Origin of the sequence: Pseudomonas fluorescens (assembly GCF_000967965.1) — a bacterium.
Classification (GTDB): Bacteria; Pseudomonadota; Gammaproteobacteria; order Pseudomonadales; family Pseudomonadaceae; genus Aquipseudomonas; species Aquipseudomonas grandcourensis.
This window is the reverse complement of the sequence record NZ_LACC01000010.1, coordinates 82,522-103,347: the sequence shown is the minus strand read 5'-3', so window position 1 is coordinate 103,347 and position 20,826 is coordinate 82,522. Positions and strand designations below refer to the sequence as shown.

18 protein-coding genes and 2 tRNA genes are annotated in these 20,826 nt (G+C 58.5%); 1 reads left to right on the top strand and 19 read right to left on the bottom strand.

Annotated elements, in window-relative coordinates; translation table 11 throughout:
• Positions 1-5: 5 nt before the first annotated feature.
• The 13 genes from truB to rlmE form a co-directional block, all read right to left on the bottom strand.
• A complete protein-coding gene (gene truB, locus VC35_RS06930; protein WP_046038714.1) occupies positions 6-923 on the bottom strand; it encodes a tRNA pseudouridine(55) synthase TruB in 918 nt (305 codons plus the stop codon).
• 3 nt (positions 924-926) lie between these two features.
• Entirely contained in the window at positions 927-1,328 is a 402-nt protein-coding gene (gene rbfA / locus VC35_RS06925; protein WP_007973108.1) for a 30S ribosome-binding factor RbfA, read from the bottom strand.
• Positions 1,329-1,487: 159 nt separating this feature from the next.
• Positions 1,488-4,013 (bottom strand): translation initiation factor IF-2, encoded by a 2,526-nt coding sequence (gene infB / locus VC35_RS06920; RefSeq protein WP_046038713.1) that lies wholly within the window; start codon positions 4,011-4,013, stop codon positions 1,488-1,490.
• Between the two features lie 27 nt (positions 4,014-4,040).
• Complete coding sequence (gene nusA / locus VC35_RS06915; RefSeq protein ID WP_007900474.1) at positions 4,041-5,522, bottom strand: transcription termination factor NusA; 1,482 nt, start codon at positions 5,520-5,522, stop codon at positions 4,041-4,043.
• Between the two features lie 59 nt (positions 5,523-5,581).
• A complete protein-coding gene (gene rimP / locus VC35_RS06910; protein ID WP_007915250.1) occupies positions 5,582-6,040 on the bottom strand; it encodes a ribosome maturation factor RimP in 459 nt (152 codons plus the stop codon).
• A 138-nt stretch (positions 6,041-6,178) separates the two neighbouring features.
• A tRNA-Met gene (locus VC35_RS06905) sits at positions 6,179-6,255 on the bottom strand.
• Positions 6,256-6,352: 97 nt separating this feature from the next.
• A tRNA-Leu gene (locus VC35_RS06900) sits at positions 6,353-6,438 on the bottom strand.
• A 22-nt stretch (positions 6,439-6,460) separates the two neighbouring features.
• Positions 6,461-6,844, bottom strand: a complete 384-nt coding sequence (gene secG, locus VC35_RS06895) for a preprotein translocase subunit SecG (protein WP_017336473.1) — start codon at positions 6,842-6,844, stop codon at positions 6,461-6,463.
• A 4-nt stretch (positions 6,845-6,848) separates the two neighbouring features.
• Entirely contained in the window at positions 6,849-7,604 is a 756-nt protein-coding gene (tpiA, locus tag VC35_RS06890) for a triose-phosphate isomerase (RefSeq protein WP_046038710.1), read from the bottom strand.
• Between the two features lie 66 nt (positions 7,605-7,670).
• A complete protein-coding gene (glmM, locus tag VC35_RS06885) occupies positions 7,671-9,008 on the bottom strand; it encodes a phosphoglucosamine mutase (RefSeq protein ID WP_046038709.1) in 1,338 nt (445 codons plus the stop codon).
• Between the two features lie 16 nt (positions 9,009-9,024).
• Positions 9,025-9,876: a dihydropteroate synthase gene (gene folP / locus VC35_RS06880; protein ID WP_046038707.1), complete on the bottom strand. Its 852-nt coding sequence runs from the start codon at positions 9,874-9,876 to the stop codon at positions 9,025-9,027.
• An 8-nt stretch (positions 9,877-9,884) separates the two neighbouring features.
• Complete coding sequence (ftsH, locus tag VC35_RS06875; protein ID WP_015093436.1) at positions 9,885-11,795, bottom strand: ATP-dependent zinc metalloprotease FtsH; 1,911 nt, start codon at positions 11,793-11,795, stop codon at positions 9,885-9,887.
• A gap of 199 nt (positions 11,796-11,994) precedes the next feature.
• The gene (gene rlmE, locus VC35_RS06870; protein WP_046038702.1) at positions 11,995-12,627 is read right to left on the bottom strand and encodes a 23S rRNA (uridine(2552)-2'-O)-methyltransferase RlmE; all 633 of its coding nucleotides are present in this window, start codon (positions 12,625-12,627) and stop codon (positions 11,995-11,997) included.
• 105 nt (positions 12,628-12,732) lie between these two features.
• On the opposite strand from rlmE, the gene VC35_RS06865 reads away from it, so the two are divergent.
• Complete coding sequence (locus tag VC35_RS06865; RefSeq protein ID WP_007942889.1) at positions 12,733-13,041, top strand: YhbY family RNA-binding protein; 309 nt, start codon at positions 12,733-12,735, stop codon at positions 13,039-13,041.
• A gap of 9 nt (positions 13,042-13,050) precedes the next feature.
• Here VC35_RS06865 and VC35_RS06860 read toward each other — a convergent pair whose 3' ends face one another.
• The 6 genes from VC35_RS06860 to dnaJ all read right to left on the bottom strand — a co-directional run bounded on the left by VC35_RS06860 (position 13,051) and on the right by dnaJ (position 20,636).
• Complete coding sequence (locus VC35_RS06860) at positions 13,051-13,455, bottom strand: hypothetical protein (protein WP_046038759.1); 405 nt, start codon at positions 13,453-13,455, stop codon at positions 13,051-13,053.
• 28 nt (positions 13,456-13,483) lie between these two features.
• On the bottom strand, positions 13,484-13,960 hold the full coding sequence (gene greA, locus VC35_RS06855; protein WP_046038757.1) for a transcription elongation factor GreA: 477 nt from the start codon (positions 13,958-13,960) through the stop codon (positions 13,484-13,486).
• A gap of 2 nt (positions 13,961-13,962) precedes the next feature.
• Positions 13,963-17,184, bottom strand: coding sequence for a carbamoyl-phosphate synthase large subunit (gene carB, locus VC35_RS06850; protein WP_046038699.1), 3,222 nt, complete (start codon positions 17,182-17,184; stop codon positions 13,963-13,965).
• Between the two features lie 117 nt (positions 17,185-17,301).
• Positions 17,302-18,438: a glutamine-hydrolyzing carbamoyl-phosphate synthase small subunit gene (carA, locus tag VC35_RS06845; protein ID WP_046038697.1), complete on the bottom strand. Its 1,137-nt coding sequence runs from the start codon at positions 18,436-18,438 to the stop codon at positions 17,302-17,304.
• A gap of 259 nt (positions 18,439-18,697) precedes the next feature.
• Positions 18,698-19,501: a 4-hydroxy-tetrahydrodipicolinate reductase gene (gene dapB / locus VC35_RS06840; RefSeq protein WP_046038695.1), complete on the bottom strand. Its 804-nt coding sequence runs from the start codon at positions 19,499-19,501 to the stop codon at positions 18,698-18,700.
• Positions 19,502-19,511: 10 nt separating this feature from the next.
• Positions 19,512-20,636: a molecular chaperone DnaJ gene (gene dnaJ / locus VC35_RS06835; RefSeq protein WP_046038694.1), complete on the bottom strand. Its 1,125-nt coding sequence runs from the start codon at positions 20,634-20,636 to the stop codon at positions 19,512-19,514.
• Positions 20,637-20,826: the final 190 nt, after the last annotated feature.

Sequence of the window (20,826 nt, the reverse complement as noted above, 5' to 3'; positions counted from 1 at the left end):
TTCGGTCATTCTGACCGAATCAGTCGACGTGGCGCGATGCGCCCGTCTTCGCTCACTTCACCGATACCGATGAAGCGACCATTGTGATCCTGTACCCGCACCATGCCGAACTTCGGAGCATCCGGGGCACGTACCGGCTGGCCGTTGAGCCAGTAGAACGCACTCGCTTCCGAGAACTGCAACAGTGGCCAATCCAGCAGGCCGCTGTCCGATGGCATCAGGAAGCGATCGACCGCTTCGTTGCCGCCTTCGGCATGTACCGCTTCCAGCTCTTCGAGGGTAACCGTCTGCGCCAGGGTGAATGGCCCGGCCTGGGTACGTCGCAGTTCTGCAACGTAAGCGCCACAACCGAGTTGCTCACCGATATCCTCCACCAGGGTGCGGATATAGGTGCCTTTAGTGCAATCCACCGCCAGCCGCGCAGTATCACCTTCGAAGGCCAGCAATTCCAAGCGCGTAATAGTAACAGAACGCGGTTCGCGCTCCACTACTTCGCCTGCACGAGCCAGCTTGTACAGCGGCTGGCCATCACGCTTGAGTGCCGAGTACATCGGCGGTATCTGACTGATTTGCCCACGAAATTTCGGCAGTACAGCCTCGACATCGGGGCGACCAACGGTCACCGGGCGCTCCTGCAAAACTTCACCTTCGGCATCCGCCGTGGTGGTGGTCTTGCCCAGTTGCGCCAGGGTTTCATAACCCTTGTCGGAATCGAGCAGGTATTGCGAGAACTTGGTGGCCTCGCCGAAGCACAGCGGCAACACGCCGGTGGCCAAGGGATCGAGACTGCCGGTATGACCTGCCTTTTCGGCGTTCAGCAACCAGCGAACCTTCTGCAAGGCCGCGTTGGAGGTGAACCCCAGCGGCTTGTCGAGAAGGATAATGCCGCTGACGTTACGACGGATACGTTTGACCTGAGCCACCGATTACTCCTTGGTGTCTTCGGCTTCTGCCGCAACCGGATGCTGATTGTCTTCAGCCACTGCGCGCTCGATCAATGCCGACAGATGCGCACCACGCACGACGCTTTCGTCGTAGTGGAAGTGCAGCTGTGGAACGCTGCGCAGCTTCATCTCGCGAGCCAGCTGCATGCGCAGGAAACCGGCGGCGGAGTTGAGCACCTTGATGCTTTGTGCGATTTCTTCGGCGCTGTCCTGCCCCATCACGGTGATGAAGATCTTGGCGTGACCGACGTCACGGCTGACTTCAACAGCGGTAATGGTGACCAGGCCGACGCGCGGGTCTTTGACTTCACGACGGATCAGCTGTGCCAGCTCACGCTGCATCTGATCGCCGATACGTTGGGTACGGCTATATTCTTTTGCCATGTCTTGTTACCTGTTACTGCCCCAAGGTGAAACCCGTGAGGTCTGAAAGCGGCAAACGCCCGGCCTGACAAAAGCCAGACCGGGCGTTGCGTTTAGAGTCCTGACGCCGTGCCGCGCACTTGCATGCGGCGGCTCGCCGTGGCCCTTGAAGTGCGCGAGTTAGAGGCTGCGAGCAACCTGGACCTTCTCGTAGACTTCGATCTTGTCGCCAGCTTTGACGTCGTTGTAGCTCTTGACGCCGATACCGCATTCCATGCCGGCACGTACTTCGGAAGCGTCATCCTTGAAGCGGCGCAGGGATTCCAGCTCGCCTTCGAAGATAACGATGTCTTCACGCAGTACACGGATTGGACGGTTACGGTGAACAACACCTTCGATAACCATGCAACCGGCGATCGCGCCAAACTTCGGCGAACGGAACACGTCACGCACTTCAGCGGTACCCAGGATGTTCTCGCGAACATCGCTGCCCAGCATACCGGTGAGGGCTTTCTTGACGTCTTCGATGATGTCGTAGATCACGTTGTAGTAACGCATATCCAGACCTTCCTGCTCGACGATCTTGCGAGCGCCAGCATCGGCACGCACGTTGAAGCCGAACAGTACAGCATTGGAGGCCAGCGCCAGGTTAGCGTCGGACTCGGTGATACCACCGACGCCGCCACCAACAACACGCACTTGCACTTCGTCGTTACCCAGGCCGTTCAAGGCACCGTTCAACGCTTCCAGCGAACCACGGACGTCGGATTTGAGGACGATGTTGAGCGTCTTCTTCTCTTCCTGACCCATGTTCTCGAAGATGTTTTCAAGCTTGCCAGCGTGAGCACGGGCCAGTTTGACTTCGCGGAACTTGCCTTGACGGAACAGAGCCACTTCACGGGCTTTCTTCTCGTCAGCAACTACGCTCATCTCGTCGCCAGCGTCCGGGGTACCGTCCAGGCCGAGAATCTCGACAGGGATGGAAGGACCAGCTTCTTTGATTGGCTTGCCGTTCTCGTCGAGCATGGCGCGAACGCGGCCATAGTTCGAACCGACCAGCACCATGTCGCCTTGGCGCAGGGTACCGTCTTGAACCAGAACGGTAGCAACCGGGCCACGACCTTTGTCGAGACGCGATTCAACCACGACGCCACGGCCAGGAGCCGAAGGAGTCGCTTTCAGTTCCAGAACTTCAGCTTGCAGCAGAACAGCTTCGAGCAACTCGTCCACGCCAGTACCGACTTTCGCCGAAACCGATACGAACGGGGTGTCGCCGCCCCACTCTTCCGAAGTCACGCCGTGAACCGACAGTTCGCTACGGATGCGATCGAGATCAGCGCCCGGCTTGTCGATTTTGTTCACTGCAACAACCAACGGAACACCGGCAGCCTTTGCGTGCTGGACAGCTTCAATGGTCTGCGGCATCACGCCGTCGTCCGCTGCAACGACCAGGATCACGATGTCAGTCGCCTTGGCACCACGAGCACGCATTGCGGTAAACGCAGCGTGACCCGGGGTATCGAGGAAAGTGACCATGCCGCGATCAGTTTCAACGTGGTACGCACCGATGTGCTGGGTGATACCGCCGGCTTCGCCTGCAGCTACCTTGGCACGACGGATATAGTCGAGCAGCGAGGTCTTACCGTGGTCAACGTGGCCCATTACGGTCACGACTGGTGCACGGGAGAACGCTTCACCTTCAAACTTCAGGGACTCGGCCAGGGAATCTTCCAGGGCAGTGTCGCTGACCAGGGTCACTTTGTGGCCCAGCTCTTCGGCAACCAGTTGGGCAGTTTCCTGATCCAGTACCTGGTTGATGGTCGCTGGAGTACCCAGTTTGAACATGAACTTGATGATTTCAGCAGCCTTGACCGACATCTGCTGGGCGAGATCGCCAACAGTGATGGTCTCGCCGATCTTCACTTCGCGCACTACAGGGCCGGTTGGGCTCTGGAAACCGTGAGCGTTGCGTTTCTTCAGCTTGGCCTTGCCGCGACCACCACGACGGAAGCCGTCGCTTTCTTCGTCGGTAGTACGTGGGGCAACGCGTGGAGCAGGCGCTTTCTCTTTGACCGAAGCACGATGCGGAGCGTTTTTGCGCTCGCCATCGCTGCTACCGCGACGACTATTATCGTCGGCACGTGGCTTGTCCGGACGGCGCTGTTCGTCACGCTTGCGGGTATCGGCCGCAGGAGCCGGAGCGGCTGCCACAACCGGTGCGCTTTCGCGAACTGGCTCGGCCACCGCAGCAGGCGCTGCAACAGGTTCGGCTTGAGCGTTCGGCGCAGCAGCAGGCTGGCGACGCGCTTCTTCTTCGGCGCGACGCTTGGCTTCTTCTTCAGCCTTCTGACGGGCAGCATTTTCTACTGCGCGACGTTCATCCAGTTCACGCTTGCGCTCGGCCTCGATTTCTTCCGGGCTGCGTTGTACGAAGACTTTCTTCTTGCGTACTTCAACGCTGATGCTCTTGCTGCCAGCAACACGCAGGGTGCTGGTGGTTTTACGCTGCAGCGTAATCTTGCGTGGTTCTTCCACTTTCGCCTTGTGGCTGCTTTTCAAGTGAGTCAGCAACGATTGCTTCTCACTGTCAGTCACATGTTCTTCGGCGGCGGTGTGCGGCAGACCTGCCTCACGCATCTGCTGCAACAGGCGCTCTACCGGTGTTTTGACCTCATCGGCCAGTTGTTTCACCGTGACTTGCGTCATGCACTTCTCTCCTCAGGCCGCGCCTAATTACTCGAACCAGTGGGCTCGGGCGGCCATGATCAACTTGCCGGCACGATCATCGTCAATGCCGTCGATGTCGAGCAGGTCGTCAATAGACTGCTCGGCCAGGTCTTCGCGGGTAATTACGCCGCGCACCGCCAGTTCCATCGCCAAATCCTTGTCCATACCCTCAAGCGAGAGCAGGTCTTCGGCCGGATGGGCGTCTGCCAGCTTTTCCTCAGTAGCGATGGCTTTGGTCAACAAACGATCCTTGGCGCGAGCGCGAAGCTCGTTGACGGTTTCTTCGTCAAAGCCGTCGATGTTGAGCATTTCTTCCAACGGTACGTAGGCAATCTCTTCCAGGCTGGTAAAGCCTTCATCTACCAGCACCTGCGCCAGGTCTTCGTCGACTTCCAGCTCGTCGATGAAGTTGCGCAGGATGTCGCCGGTTTCTGCTTGCTGCTTAGCCTGGATGTCCGATTCGGTCATCACGTTCAGGGTCCAGCCAGTCAACTGGCTAGCCAGACGCACGTTCTGACCACCCCGACCAATGGCCTGAGCCAGATTGTCTGCGCCAACGGCGATGTCCATTGCATGGGCATCTTCGTCAACGATAATTGCCGCCACTTCAGCCGGCGACATTGCATTGATCACGAACTGAGCCGGGTTGTCGTCCCACAGGACGATGTCCACACGCTCACCGCCCAACTCACCCGACACTGCCTGGACGCGCGAACCGCGCATACCGATGCAAGCGCCCTGCGGGTCGATGCGTTTGTCCTTGGAGCGGACCGCGATCTTGGCGCGCGAACCCGGGTCACGGGATGCTGCCATTACTTCGATCAGGCCTTCAGCGATTTCCGGCACTTCGATGCGGAACAACTCGATCAGCATTTCCGGCGCGGTACGCGACAGGATCAACTGCGGGCCGCGGTTCTCGGTGCGGATTTCCTTGAGCAGCGCACGCAGACGCACGCCAACCCGGAAAGTTTCGCGAGAAATGATGTCTTCACGGGCCAGCAACGCTTCAGCGTTGTTGCCCAGATCAACGATCACGTTGTCGCGGGTGACTTTTTTCACGGTGCCGGAGATGATTTCACCCAGGCGCTCGCGATAAGCGTCAACAACCTGAGCGCGCTCGGCTTCGCGAACTTTCTGCACAATGACTTGCTTGGCAGTCTGTGCAGCGATGCGGCCGAACTCGATGGACTCGATCTTCTCTTCTACGACGTCACCGACCTTGGCGCCAGGATGCGTTTCGGCAACCTTGCTCGGCCAGGTTTCGATGGCCGGATCGTCCAGGTCTGCTTCTTCGACGACCGTCCAGCGACGGAATGTCTCGTATGCACCCGTGTGGCGGTTGATTTCCACACGCAGATCAACTTCGTCTTCGAAACGCTTTTTGGTAGCAGTGGCCAGGGCCAGCTCCAGCGCTTCAAAAATCACGTTTGCCGGTACGCCCTTTTCATTGGATACCGACTCAACAACCAGCAGTACTTCTTTGCTCATCGTACGCCTCGCCTTTCGCAAGCCATTGGATCCGCGGGATCCGCAGTATCTGGCACGCCTCAGTCAAAACTGGGAATAATGTTGGCCTTGTCGATCATATCGATCGGCAACAGGAACTCATGGTCATCTACCTGCACCACGACATCCTGCTCTTCTACGCCGCGCAGAAGGCCCTGAAAGTTGCGTCGTCCTTCAAAAGGCGAGCGCAGCTTGATCTTCACTTGTTCACCGGCAAATTTTGCAAACTGCTCAAGAGTGAACAGAGGGCGTTCCATGCCAGGCGAGGAAACTTCAAGGGTGTACTCAACGGAGATTGGATCTTCAACATCCAGCACACCGCTGATCTGACGGCTGACGATGGCGCAATCGTCCACCAGCACGCCGCCTTCTTTATCGATATAAACGCGCAACATCGAGTGACGACCCTGAGCCGAAAACTCGATACCCCAGCATTCATAGCCTAGGGCCACGACCACCGGGGCCAGCAAGGCCTGCAACTCTTCTAGCTTGCTCGACACCTGAACCCCCTAGTGCATGTATGTGCATGCTATGCAAAATAAAAAAATGGGCGAAACGCCCATCCTTGAAACGCCGTCGAACAGCGGCGTTGAAAGTGTCCAGCTAACAAAAAGCCCCTTAAAAGGGGCTCCTTAAACTGGTTGCGGGGGCCGGATTTGAACCGACGACCTTCGGGTTATGAGCCCGACGAGCTACCAGACTGCTCCACCCCGCGACAAAGCTGGGGCGGAAGTATACGACCGATCCCCTACAGGGTCAATGTAACCTTCCACCTGCAAGAAAGCCCGCAACAGCGGGCTCTCCTGACTAATTGGTACCGAGAAGGGGACTCGAACCCCTACACCCTATGGGCACAACCACCTCAAGGTTGCGTGTCTACCAATTCCACCACCTCGGCAATACTACGTTTGAAACCCTTCTTACTTCTGCTCTTGAGCTGGAGGCACGTCAGTCGCTGGAGTAGCCGACTTTTGCTCTTGAAGCACCGGGACATCATCAGAAGCCGGTTGTTGCTTTGGAACTTCCAGTACCGCTGGATTTGGGAGACCTACTTGAGTCAGCTGGTGAGCCTTCTCTTTAGCAAAGTAACCTAACCCCAAGCTGGTTATGAAAAAACCTGCGGCAAGTATAGCAGTAAACTTACTAAGAAAGGTAGAGGAACCTTGGCTTCCGAACACAGTATTTGAAGCACCTGCTCCGAAAGACGCGCCAGCATCCGCACCTTTACCCTGCTGCAGCAAAACCAGAGCTACTACGCCCAATGCACCCAGCAGATGAAAAACGACTACGACTGTTTCCAGCATTTTTTCAGTTTCCCGCGGCGCGACAGATCGCACCGAACTCATCTGCATTCAGGGAAGCCCCACCAATGAGGCCCCCATCGATATCCGGCATGCCGAACAGTTCGACCGCATTGGCCGCCTTCACGCTGCCGCCGTATAGAAGCCGCACACCTTGCGCGACTTCAGAATTCTCTGCCGCCAACTGGGCGCGAATGGCTGCATGCACATCCTGCGCCTGTTGTGGCGTTGCAGTCAGCCCGGTGCCAATGGCCCAGACCGGCTCGTAAGCGATCACTGCCTTGGCAAAGGCACCGACACCCAGCTCCTCAATGATACTGCCCAGCTGACGCGAGACAACCTCAAGAGTCTTTCCGGCTTCACGCTGCTCCAGGGTTTCCCCTATACACAACACCGGAATCAAGCCACATGCCTGTGCCGCTGCGAACTTGCGGATCAGCACTGCATCCTGCTCGCCCATGATCTGGCGGCGCTCGGAGTGCCCGACAAGCACCAGGGAACAACCCGCATCCACCAACTGACTCGGAGCAACTTCACCGGTCAACGCACCTTGCCCGGATTCCACCGCAGAATTCTGCGCGCCGACCGAAATCGACTTCCCTTCCAGGCCATCAATCACTTGATTGATATGCAGGAAAGGCGGGAATACCGCGACATCAACACTGCTCGGCAAGGCCAAGTCACGAAGGCCGTTGATCAGCTCAGCGACGCTGGCGCGGGTACCGTGCATCTTCCAGTTACCAGCTACCATAGGGCGACGCATGCTGTACCTCGTCGGTCAAAGTGGGCGCAGATGTTACCCAACACAATCATGGCTGGCAAGCCGAATTCAGGCAGAAACTTCAGTAACCAGTTTTGCCAGCTCTTCGGCATAGCCACGAACCTGCGTTTCGTCTTCGCCTTCGACCATCACACGCACCAGCGGTTCGGTTCCGGACTTGCGCAAAAGCACACGCCCCCGACCCGCCATGGCCTTGGTCACACGCTCGCTGGCTTCCTTGACCGACGGATGATCGAGTGGGCTTGCGCCGCCACCGAATCGCACATTGATCAGTACCTGAGGGCACTTGCGCAGCGCCTGTCGGGTTAGCGCCAGGCTTTCATCCCGGCGCTTCAGCGCGATCAGCACCTGCAGCGCGGCAATAATTGCGTCACCGGTGGTGGTGTGACTGAAGCACACCACGTGCCCCGAATTTTCCCCGCCCACAATCCAGTTGCGCTCAAGCAGTTCGGCGATCACATAGCGATCACCGACATTGGCGCGCACGAATGGAATGCCCAGGTCGGCCAGGGCCAGCTCCAGCCCCAGGTTACTCATCAGAGTGCCGACCACACCACCTTGCAACTTGTCACGCTCATGCAGGTCACGCGCAATGATGAACAGCAACTCATCACCATCAACTACCGCCCCCGTGTGATCGACCATCTGCACGCGATCGCCATCGCCATCGAAGGCAATGCCCAGGTCCGCCTTTTCAGCCAGGACGGCAGCCTGCAGTTGCCCCATATGGGTCGAACCGCAGTTTTCGTTGATGTTCAGACCATTGGGCTGCGCGGAGAGAACCACGACCTCGGCACCCAACTCGCGGAACACGCTCGGCGCCACTTTGTAGGTGGCCCCATGAGCACAGTCGACCACGATCTTCAGCCCCGTGAAACTGGTGCCGGTGCGTACGCTGCTCTTGCAGAATTCGATGTAACGGCCGGAGGCGTCGTTGATTCGCGACACCTTGCCGATCTTGCTCGACTCAACCACGGTCATTGGCGTATCGAGCAACTCTTCGATCATATGCTCGACTTCATCCGGCAGCTTGGTGCCATTGCCGGAGAAGAACTTGATGCCATTGTCATCATGCGGATTGTGCGACGCACTGATGACGATGCCAGCCTCGGCATGAAAAGTACGCGTCAAATAGGCGATAGCCGGAGTCGGCATCGGTCCCAGCAGCATTACATCGGCACCTGCCGACGTCAGCCCTGCTTCAAGCGCAGACTCGAACATGTAGCCGGAGATCCGGGTGTCCTTACCTACCAGTACCTTGCAGGCGCCCATCTTGCGGAATGCCATACCTGCAGCCCAGCCGAGCTTGAGCATGAAGTCAGGAGTAATCGGGTATTCACCGACACGCCCACGAATACCATCGGTGCCAAAATATTTTTTGCTCATAAGTGCTCCATCATTCTTATTCGGCTGATTCCACTGCGGCGATCATCCGCACCACATCCACTGTTTCGGCTACATCATGGACGCGCAATATACGCGCACCTTTCGCCGAAGCCAGCGCCGCGAGCGCCAAACCACCATACAGACGGTCTCCCACCGGACGATTCAACGCCTGACCAATCATGCTCTTTCGCGAAACCCCGACCAACAGGGGTCGCCCCAAGGCATGCAGGGCTTCCATATGTTTGAACAAACTCAGATTGTGCTGCAAGGTTTTGGCGAAGCCAAAGCCGGGGTCAAGAATGATCCGCTCAGCCGCAATTCCCGCCAATGAACACTGATGCATGCGCTCGGAGAGAAACTCACCGACCTCCCTGGTGACATCCTGATACTGCGGATTGTCCTGCATATCGCCCGGCTCGCCCAGCATATGCATCAGGCAGACCGGCAGCCCGGTGGCCGCTGCAGCATCCAGGGCTCCATCGCGACGCAACGAACGCACGTCATTGATCAGCCCGGCACCCAGGCGCGCAGTTTCACGCATGACGGATGGCGTTGAGGTGTCGACCGAGATGATGACGTCCAGTTCGCGACTGATGCGTTCGACAATGGGCGCTACGCGCTCCAGCTCTTCCAGTGGCGACACCGCCCTGGCACCAGGACGAGTGGATTCGCCACCGACATCGATCAGCGTAGCGCCGGCCGCCACCATGGCTTCGGCGTGGCGCATGGCCGCGTCGAGCTGGCTGTATTGGCCACCATCGGAGAAAGAATCAGGAGTGACATTGAGAATACCCATGACATGCGTCTGGGCCAAATCAAGAACCCGGTTGCCGCAAGGCAACCGGGTCGAGGACTGAACAGAAGTCATTTCAAACCTTATACGTCAGCAGCAGGACCACCGATCGGTGTTTCCGGACGCTCATCCTGCACCACCGGAGGGGTGCCGGAAGTACCCGTGCCACCCGACCAGTCGCGTGGCTCGCGAGGCGTACGACCCGCCATGATGTCGTCGATCTGCTCGGCATCGATCGTTTCGTACTTCATCAAGGCATCGGCCATCGCGTCAAGCTTGTCACGGTTATCCGTGAGAATCTGCTTCGCCGTGCCGTAGCACTGATCGATGATACTGCGCACTTCGGAGTCGATCAACTTGGCTGTTTCGCCAGAGAAACTTGCACTCTGACCGCCACCGCCGCGACCGAGGAACACTTCGCCCTCTTCTTCGGCATACATCAACGGGCCGAGTTTCTCCGAGAGCCCCCACTTGGTCACCATGTTCCGCGCAATCTGGCTGGCGCGCATGATGTCGTTGGAAGCACCGGTGGTCACGCCATCGAAGCCCAAGGTCATTTCTTCAGCGATACGACCGCCGTACAGCGAACAGATCTGGCTGATCAACGCACGCTTGGACAGGCTGTAACGATCTTCTTCCGGCAGGAACATGGTCACACCCAGCGCACGGCCGCGCGGGATGATCGACACTTTGTACACCGGATCATGCTCTGGCACGACACGCCCCACGATGGCGTGGCCTGCTTCGTGATAAGCCGTGTTCTGCTTTTCTTTCTCGGACATGACCATGGATTTGCGCTCGGCGCCCATCATGATCTTGTCTTTCGCCAGTTCGAACTCTTTCATCTCGACGATGCGCTTGCCGGCACGGGCGGCGAACAAGGACGCCTCGTTCACCAGGTTCGCCAGGTCAGCACCGGAGAAGCCTGGAGTACCACGGGCGATCACGGCCGGAGCAACGTCGTCGCCCATCGGCACTTTGCGCATGTGAACCTTGAGAATCTGTTCGCGACCACGGATGTCCGGCAGACCGACCACAACCTGGCGGTCGAAACGGCCCGGACGCAGCAACGCAGGGTCCAGTACGTCAGGACGGTTGGTCGCAGCAATCACGATGATGCCGTCATTCATTTCGAAGCCGTCCATCTCAACCAGCAACTGGTTGAGCGTCTGCTCGCGCTCGTCGTGACCACCACCCATGCCGGCGCCACGATGGCGACCGACCGCATCGATTTCGTCGATGAAGATGATGCATGGAGCGTGTTTTTTGGCCTGTTCGAACATATCGCGAACACGGCTGGCACCGACACCGACGAACATTTCGACGAAGTCGGAACCGGAAATGGTGAAAAACGGCACTTTGGCTTCGCCGGCGATGGCCTTGGCCAGCAAGGTCTTACCGGTACCCGGAGGACCGACCATCAGCACACCGCGAGGAATGCGGCCACCCAGGCGCTGGAACTTGCCTGGGTCGCGCAGGAACTCGACCAGCTCGCCGACTTCTTCCTTGGCTTCGTCGCAACCGGCAACGTCAGCCAGGGTCGTTTTCACCTGATCTTCCGAGAGCAGGCGCGCCTTGCTTTTACCGAAGCTCATCGGCCCGCCCTTGCCACCGGCACCGCCCTGCATCTGCCGCATGAAGAACATGAACACGGCGATGATCACGAGGATAGGGAAGCTGGCAACCAGAAGCTGAGTCCAGATGGATTGCTGTTCAGGCTGCTTGCCTTCGACCACGACGTGGTTATCCACCAGGTCACCGATCAGGCCGTTGTCCTGGATCGCCGGGCGAATGGTCTTGAAGCTGTCGCCATCGTTGCGTTTGCCGGTAATCACGTAGCCATCAACCGCCACGCGCTCGACCTTGCCATCCTTGACCTGCTGGATGAAGTCGGAATAGTTGAGGGTCTGCGGCTCGTTAGGGCTGGAGAAGTTGTTCATCACCGTCACCAGGACAGCCGCGATGATCAACCACAGGATCAGATTCTTTGCCATATCGTTCAATTAACTACCCTCTGAAGCAAGCTCCGCTACTGACGCGCGCTTCGCATGATATTCACCGGCCTAACTTACTACATTACCTACAACTTGGCAGGCGCCGTCTGTAACCCTTTGTGAAACACTTCCTACACAATATTCGCTAATTCTGACAAGGCGTAATACAAAAAACCTATCACCCTGATCGAAAATTCACTCAACCTTCACTGCGTCCGCGGAAACCGCGACCCAGCAGGTACTGCTCGCGAGAACGGTCGCGCGACGAGGTCGGCTTGCGCATCTGCACCTTCTCGAACTGCTGGCGAACGCTCTTGTGGAACTCATCGAAGCCTTCGCCCTGGAAGATCTTGATCAAAAAATCACCACCGGGCTTGAGCACCCGGGTCGAAAGATCCAGTGCCAATTCGCACAGGAACATCGCTCGCGGCATGTCTACGGCCGGTAATCCACTCATATTGGGGGCCATATCGGAAATCACAAGGTCTACTTCCTTTTTTCCGACGGCCTCGAGGATCTGGGCCAGCACGGCATCCTCGGTAAAGTCCCCCTGAATGAAGGTCACGTCCGGAATGCTGTCCATTTCCAGAATGTCAGAAGCGATCAGTGTTCCCTGCCCGCCAATCAGACGACTGGTCACCTGGGACCACCCACCGGGGGCCGCACCAAGGTCGATTACGCTCATGCCCGGACGAATCAGACGATCCTTTTCCTGGATCTCCAGCAGCTTGTAGCTGGCGCGGGAACGGTACCCGTCTTTTTGTGCCATTTTGACGAATGGGTCGTTGAAATGTTCTTTCAGCCAGTTAAGGCTTGTCTTGGAACGGGCCACGGGCCACCTCGAAAATAAAACGGGTCGTGATTAACTGGGCGGTCCCGGACTCGCTCGGGTAAACTGGCCGCCGCTTTTTACAAGATCAGACGCAGGGGTCAGATTATGCCGCTCACTCAAGAGCAGAAGAAACAGTACAAATCCATTGGCCACCATCTGAAACCAGTTTTGATTGTGGCTGACAACGGTTTGACTGAAGGTGTGTTAGCCGAACTCGAACGCGCATTGGCGGATCACGAGCTGATTAAAATCAAGCTCAACATCCTCGATCGCGAATCGCGCCTGGCGTCCATTGCAGAGCTCTGCAAGGTCGGCAAAGCGGATCTGGTCCAGGTCATCGGCAAGATGGCACTGATCTACCGCAAGAACTTCAGCGTCAACAAGCAGCTGTCGAACGTCCATCGCTTCAAGTGATGGCAAGGGTCAAGGGTGTGCTTCGCGCACCCTGCCACTCCATCCCGGCACCGGCTGCAACACCAGCACCAGCCCGGAAAAGCCCAGAACAAGATAGCTGAACGCCTGCCAACGATCGGCATTCGGCCAGCCGAAACGCACCGCGAAGTACATCGCGCACGCACACAGCGCCATCAATAGCAGCTGCCCGCGAATATCTCGCCATAGACTGGCAAGGCCATCGGCCTTAACCAGCACCAAAGCCTGAAATATCACACACGCCGTAGCGAATCCCACTACCAGCGTATTGAGCATGCCTGCGATTTCATCGATCAGCAGCGGCGCCAGGCCAATTCGTCCCAGCACCGGCAACAGACCGATTTGCAACAGCCACAAGCCGCCGACCCATAACATCTGGGTCAGCTGCCAAAGCATGGCGCCCGCACGAAACGGGCGCCAGCCTTCAGACGTGGCGAACTTCGACAATCTCGTACTCGATAACGCCGCCAGGCGTTTTCACGGCGACCACATCACCCTCTTCCTTGGCAATCAAGGCGCGGGCCAGTGGCGAACCGACAGAGATTTTGCCCAGTTTGAAGTCAGCCTCATCCTCACCCACGATGTGATAGGTGACGCGCTCGTCAGTTTCGACGTTGGCGATTTCAACAGTGGTGCCGAAAATCACTTTGCCAGTATGAGGAATGGTCGTGACATCAATGATGACCTGATTCTGAATCCGGCCCTCGATGTCACGAATGCGCGCCTCGACCATACCCTGCTGCTCACGGGCAGCGTGGTATTCGGCGTTTTCCTTCAAGTCACCCAACTCGCGGGCCGTACCGATGTCCTGGCTGAGCTTCGGACGAACGACCTTGGTCAGGTGAGTGTGCTCTTCTTCCAGGGCGCGAGCGCCCTGAACGGTCATTGGGTACTTCGTTATGCTCATGCCTTTAATCCTGCGTGTAGATCCTGCAAGCGACGCACAGTCTTCTCGGGACCGAACTTCAGCGCTTCACAGATGGCTTCGCCAGCAGCAATGGTGGTGGTGCAGTAAATCTTGTGCTGCAGGGCATTACGACGAATGGAGTACGAATCAGCGATCGACTGACGACCTTCGGTGGTGTTGATGATCAGCGTGACTTCGTCATTCTTGATCATGTCGACCACGTGCGGACGACCCTCGGTCACCTTGTTCACACGGCGCACTTTCAGGCCTGCAGCCTCGATCAGCTTGGCAGTACCGGCAGTGGCAACCACTTCGAAGCCCAAGTTGATCAGATCACGGGCCACGCCCGCAACCAGTGGCTTGTCGTCGTCACGAACGCTGATGAACGCAGTACCACCGGTCGGCAATACTTCGCTGGCACCCATCTGGGCCTTGGCGAACGCTTCACCGAAGGTGTCGCCTACGCCCATCACTTCACCGGTGGACTTCATCTCTGGGCCGAGGATCGGGTCAACGCCAGGGAATTTGGCGAACGGGAACACCGCCTCTTTCACGCTGTAGAAGTTCGGGATGATTTCCTTGGTGAAGCCGATTTCCTTCAAGGTCTTACCGGCCATGACGCGAGCAGCGATCATTGCCAGGGAAACACCGATGCACTTGGACACGAACGGCACAGTACGGGAAGCGCGCGGGTTGACTTCGATAACGTAGATGTCGTCGCCTTGCAGCGCCAACTGAACGTTCATCAGGCCGACCACGCCGAGCTCCAGGGCCATTTTCTTGACCTGGTCACGCATCTCGTCCTGGATGTGCGCAGGCAGCGAGTACGGCGGCAGCGAGCACGCGGAGTCACCGGAGTGAACACCAGCCTGCTCGATGTGCTGCATGATCGCGCCGATTACCACGTCCTTGCCGTCGCAGACCGCATCCACGTCCATTTCGATGGCGCAGTTGAGGAAGTGGTCCAGCAGCACCGGGCTGTCGTTGGACACTTGAACCGCTTCACGCAGGTAGCGCTTGAGTTCTTCTTCTTCGTAGACGATTTCCATCGCACGACCGCCCAGTACGTAGGACGGACGGACCACCAGCGGGTAACCGATCTTGCTGGCGGCACGAATCGCTTCGTCTTCGCTGCGCACGGTGGCGTTTGGCGGCTGACGCAGGTTCAGTCGCTGGACCATCTGCTGGAAGCGCTCACGGTCTTCGGCACGGTCGATGGCGTCAGGGCTGGTGCCGATGATCGGCACGCCGGCGGCTTCCAGGGCACGAGCCAGTTTCAGCGGGGTCTGGCCGCCGTACTGGACGATCACGCCTTTTGGCTTCTCGACGCGGACGATTTCCAGCACGTCTTCCAGGGTCACTGGTTCGAAGTACAGGCGATCGGAAGTGTCATAGTCGGTGGAAACGGTTTCCGGGTTGCAGTTGACCATGATGGTCTCGTAGCCATCATCGCGCAGGGCCAGCGCCGCGTGTACGCAGCAGTAGTCGAACTCGATGCCCTGGCCGATACGGTTAGGACCGCCACCCAGGATCATGATCTTGTCGCGACCCGATGGCGCCGCTTCGCACTCTTCCTCGTACGTCGAGTAGAGGTAGGCAGTATCGGTGGCGAACTCGGCAGCGCAGGTGTCGACGCGCTTGTAGACCGGGAAAATTTCCAGCTTGTGGCGGTGAGCACGCAGGCTCTTCTCGGTCACACCCAGCAATTTGGCCAGGCGCATATCGGAGAAGCCTTTGCGCTTGAGGCGGAACATCAGATCGCGGTCGATGCTGGTCAGACCCAGGGTCTTGACCTTCTCTTCTTCCTTGATCAGGTCTTCCATCTGCACCAGGAACCAAGGGTCGATCATGGTCATGCCGAAGATGTCTTCGACGGTCATGCCGGCGCGCATTGCGTCCGCCACGTACCAGATACGCTCGGCGCCCGGCACGGTCAGCTCGCGCTTGAGAACGCTCATGCTTTCCGGGTTGGCCAGATCAACCTTCTCGTCCAGACCGCAAACGCCAACTTCCAGACCGCGCAGGGCTTTCTGCAGGGATTCCTGGAAGGTACGGCCGATGGCCATGACTTCACCCACCGACTTCATCTGAGTGGTCAGGCGTGCGTCAGCCTTGGGGAACTTCTCGAACGCGAAGCGTGGCAGCTTGGTGACGACGTAGTCGATGGACGGTTCGAAGGACGCCGGGGTCTTGCCGCCGGTGATGTCGTTCGACAGTTCGTCGAGGGTGTAACCCACAGCCAGCTTGGCCGCGACCTTGGCGATCGGGAAACCGGTGGCTTTCGAAGCCAGTGCCGAGGAACGGGATACACGCGGGTTCATCTCGATCACGACCATGCGGCCGGTGTTCGGGCAGATACCGAACTGAACGTTGGAACCGCCGGTTTCCACGCCGATCTCACGCAATACCGCCAGGGAGGCGTTACGCAGGATCTGGTATTCCTTGTCGGTCAGGGTCTGTGCAGGAGCCACGGTGATCGAGTCACCGGTGTGCACGCCCATCGGGTCGAAGTTTTCGATGGAGCAGACGATGATGCAGTTGTCCTTCTTATCGCGGACAACCTCCATTTCGTATTCTTTCCAGCCGATCAGCGATTCGTCGATCAGCAGCTCTTTGGTCGGCGACAGGTCCAGACCACGGGCGCAGATTTCTTCGAACTCTTCACGGTTGTAAGCGATACCGCCACCGGTGCCGCCCATGGTGAAGGACGGGCGGATGATGCACGGGAAGCCGAGCTTCTCGAGGACCGCATTGGCCTCTTCCATGCTATGGGCGATACCGGAGCGCGGGCACGCCAGGCCGATGGACTTCATCGCCTTGTCGAAACGCGAACGGTCTTCAGCCTTGTCGATGGTGTCGGCGTTGGCACCGATCATCTCTACGCCGAACTTCTCCAGAACGCCTTCGCGCTCCAGGTCCAGGGCGCAGTTCAGAGCGGTTTGGCCACCCATGGTCGGCAGCAGCGCGTCCGGACGCTCTTTCTCGATGATCTTGGCAACGGTCTGCCACTTGATCGGCTCGATGTAGGTGGCGTCGGCCATGGCCGGGTCGGTCATGATGGTGGCCGGGTTGGAGTTCACCAGGATGACGCGGTAACCCTCTTCGCGCAGGGCTTTGCAGGCCTGGGCACCGGAGTAGTCGAATTCGCAGGCCTGGCCGATCACGATCGGGCCAGCACCGAGAATCAGGATGCTTTTAATGTCTGTACGTTTTGGCATGGGTTTGTCACTCAAATCCGCAGGTCAGTCGGCAAGCCGTCTTGTTCAATCTCTGAAGCCTTGAGGGGGCCACCGGTGTGGGGCCACCCTTAAGCTTTGCTACATCAGGGCGAGCGATCAGCGTCGCTTGGCCATCTCGGTGATGAAGCGATCGAACAATGGCGCTACGTCGTTCGGGCCAGGGCTGGCTTCCGGGTGACCCTGGAAGCTGAAGGCGCTCTTGTCGGTACGCTCGATACCTTGCAGGGTGCCATCGAACAGCGATTTGTGGATCGCGCGAACGTTGGCCGGCAGGGTCGCTTCGTCTACGGCAAAACCGTGGTTCTGGCTGGTGATCATCACCACGCCGCTGTCCAGGTCCTGGACGGGGTGGTTGGCACCGTGGTGGCCGTGACCCATTTTCAGGGTCTTGGCGCCGGAGGCCAGGGCCAGCAGTTGGTGACCGAGGCAGATACCGAAGACCGGGATCTCGGTTTCCAGCACGTCCTTGATCGCCTGGATCGCGTAGTCGCAAGGCTCCGGATCACCAGGGCCGTTGGACAGGAACACGCCGTCCGGCTTCAGTGCCAGCACATCGGCAGCAGGGGTTTGCGCAGGCACGACGGTCACGCGGCAACCGCGCTCGACCAGCATGCGCAGGATGTTCACCTTGACGCCGTAGTCGTAGGCAACCACGTGGTACGGCAGCTCGGAGGCTTCGATGGTTGCATGGCTGTCGGTTTTCAGATCCCAGACAGTCGAGCGCCACTCGTAGCTTTCCTTGGTGCTGACGACTTTCGCCAGGTCCATGCCCTTCAGACCAGGGAAACCCTGGGCGGCGGCGATGGCGGCGGCCTCGGAAATGTTGTCACCGGCCATGATGCAGCCGTTCTGCGCGCCTTTTTCACGCAGGATGCGCGTCAGGCGGCGGGTGTCGATACCGGCGATGGCCACAACATTGTTGGCCTTCAGGTAGTCGGACAGGGACATCGTGTTGCGCCAGTTGCTCGCCACCAGTGGCAGGTCACGGATGACCAGGCCGGCAGACCAGACGCGGTTGGACTCGGCGTCTTCCGGCGTGGTGCCGGTGTTGCCGATGTGCGGGTAAGTCAGGGTAACGATCTGTTGGGCGTAGGAAGGATCGGTAAGGATTTCCTGATAGCCGGTCATTGCGGTGTTGAACACCACCTCACCAACGGTTTGACCGTCGGCTCCAATGGCTTCGCCGCGAAAAATGCTGCCATCAGCAAGGGCGAGTATGGCTGGCTTAGTCAAGAAGACCTCCCGTAAATAAAGCCTGAAAGGGCGATCGCAGGTTGTAAAAAAGCGGAGTGACGTATGGACACGTCACCCCGCTTCTTCACTGAATTATTCTGCGCGCTTTTAGTGGACACACTAAAGCTGTAGCTTACAGAAAAAGGCATTTTTGGTCTACCGCCAATGAGCCTTAAAGGCTGGAGAATGCGACAGGTCGTCGCTTGGCGGAACAAAACCGGGCTCAAACGCTGTGCGCGAGCCCGATTTCGGGTGCATCTTAACGCAGATCGAGCACGTCTTGCATGTCGTAAAGGCCAGGCTCGCGCCCGTCCAGCCACAAAGCAGCACGTACCGCGCCCTTGGCGAAGGTCATGCGACTGGACGCCTTGTGAGTGATCTCGACACGCTCGCCGTCGGCGGCGAACAGCACAGTGTGATCACCAACGATGTCGCCAGCGCGCACAGTGGCAAAACCAATGGTCTCGCGATCACGAGCGCCGGTCTGACCCTCACGACCATACACCGCCACCTTTTTCAGATCGCGACCCAACGCATCGGCAATCACCTCACCCATGCGCATGGCAGTGCCGGACGGCGCATCGACTTTATGCCGATGGTGAGCTTCGGTGATTTCGATATCGACATCGTCACCCAATACGCGAGCGGCTGTGTCGAGCAACTTCAGGCACAGGTTGACCCCGACACTGAAGTTGGCCGCGAAGACAATCGGAATGTCCTTGCCCGCCTCCGCCAGCAACTGCTTTTCTTCAACGCTGAAACCGGTGGTACCGATGATCATGGCCTTGCCGTGCTTACGACAGAAAGCCAGGTTCTTCAAGGTCACCGTCGGGTGCGTGAAGTCGATCAGCACGTCGAACTCGTCGACCACCCGATCCAGATCACCGGACAGAGGTACGCCGATTCGACCCAGCGCAGCCAGCTCGCCGGCATCCGCACCGACCAGCGTGCTGTCGGGACGATCCACCGCCGCCGTCAGACCGGCGCCCGGGGTTTGCTGCACCGCTTCAATCAGGGTCTTGCCCATGCGCCCGGCGGCGCCCATCACTGCAATACGTCGCATGCCTGTCTCCTTACAAATCGCCGAAGAAGCGCTTCACGCCTTCGAACCAACCAGTGGTTTTCGGTGAATGGCTGTTGTCGTCCGCCAACGAACTACGGAATTCCTCGAGCATTTCACGCTGGCGACGACTCAGATTGACCGGAGTCTCGACCGCTACGCGGCACATCAGGTCACCGGCTCCGCCGCCGCGCACAGGCGCAACGCCCTTGCCGCGAACACGGAACTGCTTGCCGGTCTGAGTCCCCTCAGGGATCTTCAGCTTGACCCGGCCATCAAGGGTCGGAATCTCCAGCTCGCCACCCAGCGCCGCATCGACGAAGCTGATCGGCACTTCGCAGAACAGGTGCTTGCCATCGCGCTGGAAAATCGAGTGCTCGCGCACATTGATCACCACGTACAGGTCACCCGTCGGACCACCGTGAGCGCCCGCCTCGCCCTCGCCGGACAGACGAATGCGGTCACCTGTATCGACACCGGCCGGCACTTTCACCGACAGGGTCTTGTACTCTTCGACACGACCTTCGCCGTGGCAGGAATCGCACGGATCGGAAATGATCTTGCCTTGGCCATGGCAGCGCGGGCAGGTCTGCTGCACCGAGAAGAAACCTTGCTGCATGCGCACCTGGCCGATACCGCCGCAAGTCGGGCAGGTCACCGGCGACGAACCTTTCTTGGCGCCGGAACCATCACACGGCTTGCAGTTGACCAGCGTCGGAACGCGGATGTTCACGGTCGTACCGCGCACCGCCTCTTCGAGGTCCAGCTCCAGGGTGTAACGCAAGTCACTGCCGCGCTGAGCGCCGCCACGGGAACCGCCGCGACCGCCACCGAAGAAGTCACTGAAGACATCGCCAAAGATGTCGGAGAAGTTCTGACCACCGAAACCGGCACCGCCGCCACCCATGCTCGGGTCAACACCGGCATGACCGTACTGATCGTATGCCGCGCGTTTGCCGGAATCGGACAGCACTTCGTAGGCCTCGTTGGCCTCTTTGAACATGTCTTCCGACGCTTTGTCATCGGGATTACGGTCCGGGTGATGCTTCATTGCCAGGCGACGGTAGGCCTTTTTCAGGTCCGCTTCGCTTGAGCCACGCTCAACACCCAATACTTCGTAATAGTCACGCTTTGCCATAAGTCTTTGCACTCTTGAGGACGTCCGACAAAACCCTCCTGAGTTTGCCGAACTCGTTGAGCCCCAATACAGGCCCGGACCCAACTCACGTCAATTCAACGATCCTGGTCTTTGATTCTTGCGGTACTTGCGGCGCGAAAAGCAGGAGCATTTCCGGCCATACCACCAGCACGCGAACGCTGTCGCATGC

What these genes read in the sequence shown, in the direction of transcription:
- rbfA (WP_007973108.1), bottom strand. Translation starts at nt 1,328, where the DNA reads ATGGCAAAAGAATATAGCCGTACCCAACGTATCGGCGATCAGATGCAG.
- infB (WP_046038713.1), bottom strand. Translation starts at nt 4,013, where the DNA reads ATGACGCAAGTCACGGTGAAACAACTGGCCGATGAGGTCAAAACACCG.
- nusA (WP_007900474.1), bottom strand. Translation starts at nt 5,522, where the DNA reads ATGAGCAAAGAAGTACTGCTGGTTGTTGAGTCGGTATCCAATGAAAAG.
- secG (WP_017336473.1), bottom strand. Translation starts at nt 6,844, where the DNA reads ATGCTGGAAACAGTCGTAGTCGTTTTTCATCTGCTGGGTGCATTGGGC.
- tpiA (WP_046038710.1), bottom strand. Translation starts at nt 7,604, where the DNA reads ATGCGTCGCCCTATGGTAGCTGGTAACTGGAAGATGCACGGTACCCGC.
- glmM (WP_046038709.1), bottom strand. Translation starts at nt 9,008, where the DNA reads ATGAGCAAAAAATATTTTGGCACCGATGGTATTCGTGGGCGTGTCGGT.
- folP (WP_046038707.1), bottom strand. Translation starts at nt 9,876, where the DNA reads ATGACTTCTGTTCAGTCCTCGACCCGGTTGCCTTGCGGCAACCGGGTT.
- ftsH (WP_015093436.1), bottom strand. Translation starts at nt 11,795, where the DNA reads ATGGCAAAGAATCTGATCCTGTGGTTGATCATCGCGGCTGTCCTGGTG.
- VC35_RS06865 (WP_007942889.1), top strand. Translation starts at nt 12,733, where the DNA reads ATGCCGCTCACTCAAGAGCAGAAGAAACAGTACAAATCCATTGGCCAC.
- VC35_RS06860 (WP_046038759.1), bottom strand. Translation starts at nt 13,455, where the DNA reads ATGCTTTGGCAGCTGACCCAGATGTTATGGGTCGGCGGCTTGTGGCTG.
- carB (WP_046038699.1), bottom strand. Translation starts at nt 17,184, where the DNA reads ATGCCAAAACGTACAGACATTAAAAGCATCCTGATTCTCGGTGCTGGC.
- dapB (WP_046038695.1), bottom strand. Translation starts at nt 19,501, where the DNA reads ATGCGACGTATTGCAGTGATGGGCGCCGCCGGGCGCATGGGCAAGACC.
- dnaJ (WP_046038694.1), bottom strand. Translation starts at nt 20,636, where the DNA reads ATGGCAAAGCGTGACTATTACGAAGTATTGGGTGTTGAGCGTGGCTCA.